Here is a 2,941-nt window from a genome sequence, read left to right on the forward strand (position 1 = left end):
CCCCCACCCCTGACCCCTCCCCACAAGGGGGAGGGGAAAACGCTCCTCACCCTGCTCGAATTGCGCCCGGTCACCGGCCGGACGCACCAGCTGCGCGTCCATTGCGCCGCTTCCGGCTGGCCGATCCTCGGCGACGCGATCTACGGCACGGCGCCGCGTTTCCACGGGCCGGGGCTGCACCTTCACGCCCGCAGCGTGACCGTGCCGCTCTATCCGAAGAAACCGCCGATCGCGGTGGAAGCGCCAGTGCCGCATCATATGCGGGAGCGGCTGGAGGCTTGCCGGAGCGCTCCGTAGGGCTTTGAGGCCGTACTCCCGATCCCGCCTCGTCCTTCGAGACAAAGCTGTCGCGCTTCCTCAGGAGGGGCTCCTCAATTCGCTCCCGAATGCGGTCAGGCCGCCAGCAACTCGCGCCCGTCGTGCCCCAGGATGGTCACGTCGCGCAGATCGCCGCGCGCGACCGGCGATGAAAAGCGCACGGGGGTGAAGGCTTCAGTGCGCCCGAGCTGGTTGAGCTCGATCAGTACGCGACGCCTCTTGCCCACTTCCCTGTCCAGATAGGCTGAAAGCGCCGCCGCGCCCTTTTCGCGCAAAAGCCGCGCGCGGTCCTTCACCACGTCGCGGGCGACGGCGGGCATGCGCGCGGCCGGGGTGCCGGGACGGGGCGAGAACGGGAAGACGTGGAGATGGGTGAGGCCGCATTCTTCCACGATGTCGAGGGACCGCGCGAACATCGCGTCGGTCTCGGTGGGGAACCCGGCGATGATGTCGGCGCCGAACACCATGTCGGGCCGAAGCGCGCGCACATTTTCACAGAACGCAATTGCGTCGGCGCGCGAATGACGGCGCTTCATGCGCTTCAGCACCATGTCGTCGCCGGCCTGCAGCGACAGATGCAGATGGGGCATGAGACGAGGCTCGTTGGCGATGGCATCGAACAGATCGTCGTCGGCCTCGACCGAATCGATCGACGAGATGCGCAGGCGCTCGAGTTCCGGCACGTGCCGCAGCAGGCCTTTCACCAATGCACCGAGTCGCGGCTCGCCCGGCAGGTCGCGGCCGTAGCTGGTGATGTCGACCCCGGTCAGCACCACCTCGCGCGAGCCGTGCGCCACGAGATTGCGCACCTGCTCGACCACCGCGCCCATGGGCACGGAACGGGAATTGCCGCGCCCGAATGGAATGATGCAGAAGGTGCAGCGATGGTCGCAGCCATTCTGCACCTGCACGAATGCACGCGTGTGGCCGCGCATGCCGTCGATGAGATGAAGCGCCGTTTCCTTCACCGCCATGATGTCGTTGACGAGGACCCGTTCGCTGTCGTCGATCCCGAAATCGCGCAGGCGGCGAAACGTCTCGGCTTTCATCTTCTCGTCGTTGCCGATGACGCGCGCCACTTGCGGCATGGCGGCGAAGGCCGCGGGCTCCACCTGGGCGCCGCAGCCGGTGACGATGATCTGCGCATCCGGCTTCTCGCGCGCGATCCGGCGGATCGACTGGCGCGCCTGGCGCGAGGCTTCCGCCGTCACCGCACAGGTATTGACGATCACCACGTCGGTTAGGCCCGCCGCTTCGGCGTGGCGCTGCATCGCTTCCGATTCGGCGATATTGAGGCGGCAGCCGAAGGTGACGACCTCGACGCTCATCAGGCGGCGCCCGCCAGCAAAGCTGCCGACAACAGGCCCTCGTGCTCGAGTTCGACCGGCCCGGTCATCAGCACATGGTCATCCGCCTCGCGCCACGCGATTTCGAGATCGCCGCCCGGAAGCGTGAGGGTGGCCTTGCGGCCCGTGAGCCCTTTTCGCGCCGCCGCAACCAGCGTGGCGCACGCAGCCGAGCCGCAGGCGCGCGTGAGCCCGGCGCCGCGCTCCCACACATGCAGCAGGATATGCTCGGGCGAGAGCACCTGCGCCAGCGAGATATTGGCGCGCTCCGGGAAGACGGGATCGTTCTCGAGGATCGGGCCGAGGCGGGAAAGGTCATAAGACGCCGCATCCGCGACCCAGAAGATCGCATGGGGGTTGCCCATGCTGACGGCGGAGGGACCCTGAAGCTCCGGCGCTTCGGCCAGCGGATCAACCGCGATTCTGCGCGTGTCGGGGAACGGGCGCCCCAACGGAATGTCGGTCCATCCGAACAGCGGCGTGCCCATATCCACAGTAAAAACGCGGTCGGAGACCCGCTCGACCGGCAGCAGCCCGGCTTTCGTCTCCAGCACCAGCCCGTAGGCCCCCGTGCGGCGCATTTCGGGGTCGCTCATCATCGCCCAGGCGACGCAGCGCGTGCCGTTGCCGCAGGCGCCGGATTCGGTGCCGTCGGTATTGTAGATGCGCATGAAGGCGTCGGTGCCCGGCGTGACGGGATCGTGGAGCACCATCAGCTGGTCGAAATGCGAGCGCGGATCGGCCGCGATGGACCGGGCCTCGGCGGCGCTCACGCGGATGGCGGAGCCGCGCAGATCTAGCACGGTGATCTCGTTGCCGAGACCGTTCATTTTCAGAAAACGGCTATTCGCAAGGTCGTTCATGATTCCGTATATGGCCTAAAACATGCGCAATCGCGAGAGGGCCGTGGAATGCCCGTTCGGGGGGCTGGTAGAAATCGGCCGAACGCAAGCCCCTCGCGATAGCGGTTTGCGCCACAGTGACGGCCTCGCGAACGCACAGAAACGCCTCTATGGTGCGTTGCAATCGTGCTGGTTGATTCGTGTGAGAGGCCCTGATGCGGCTCCGTCTGAGTGTCCTTTGCCTGGCCGTGGCTCTCAGCCCCGGGCTGTCCGTCGCACAAACGCCACCCGCGACCTCGGCGGCGCCGGTGGAGACGCAGGTGCCGGTCATCGCGCCCGCCCCGGTCGTGCTGCCGGAGCAAGCCTCTTCGGCGCAGCAGGCGCAGACACCCTCGGTGCCGGCCCCCGTCGCACCTGCGACGCCTGTCCCCCCGC

3 protein-coding genes and 1 pseudogene are annotated in these 2,941 nt (G+C 67.5%); 2 read left to right on the forward strand and 2 right to left on the reverse strand.

What is annotated here, in order from left to right; all coding sequences use genetic code 11:
* Window positions 1-297: RluA family pseudouridine synthase (locus tag FEZ63_RS22310; protein ID WP_150948981.1), on the forward strand; the 297-nt coding region annotated here is incomplete at its 5' end.
* A gap of 95 nt (window positions 298-392) precedes the next feature.
* Here FEZ63_RS22310 and mtaB read toward each other — a convergent pair.
* Together mtaB and dapF are read right to left on the reverse strand one after the other, a co-directional pair.
* A complete protein-coding gene (gene mtaB, locus FEZ63_RS22315; protein WP_150948984.1) occupies window positions 393-1,646 on the reverse strand; it encodes a tRNA (N(6)-L-threonylcarbamoyladenosine(37)-C(2))-methylthiotransferase MtaB in 1,254 nt (417 codons plus the stop codon).
* Entirely contained in the window at window positions 1,646-2,527 is an 882-nt protein-coding gene (gene dapF / locus FEZ63_RS22320; protein WP_150948987.1) for a diaminopimelate epimerase, read from the reverse strand. The genes mtaB and dapF overlap by 1 nt, the downstream gene beginning before the upstream one ends.
* 194 nt (window positions 2,528-2,721) lie before the next feature.
* Between dapF and FEZ63_RS25380 the strand changes: the two are divergent.
* Window positions 2,722-2,941, forward strand: a pseudogene (locus tag FEZ63_RS25380) (GyrI-like domain-containing protein); the annotation flags it as partial.

The sequence above is a fragment of the Microvirga brassicacearum genome (assembly GCF_008757455.1).
GTDB classification, from domain to species: Bacteria; Pseudomonadota; Alphaproteobacteria; order Rhizobiales; family Beijerinckiaceae; genus Microvirga; species Microvirga brassicacearum.

Coding starts and splice junctions, on each gene's coding strand:
- dapF (WP_150948987.1), bottom strand. CDS start 2,527: ATGAACGACCTTGCGAATAGCCGTTTTCTGAAAATGAACGGTCTCGGC.
- mtaB (WP_150948984.1), bottom strand. CDS start 1,646: ATGAGCGTCGAGGTCGTCACCTTCGGCTGCCGCCTCAATATCGCCGAA.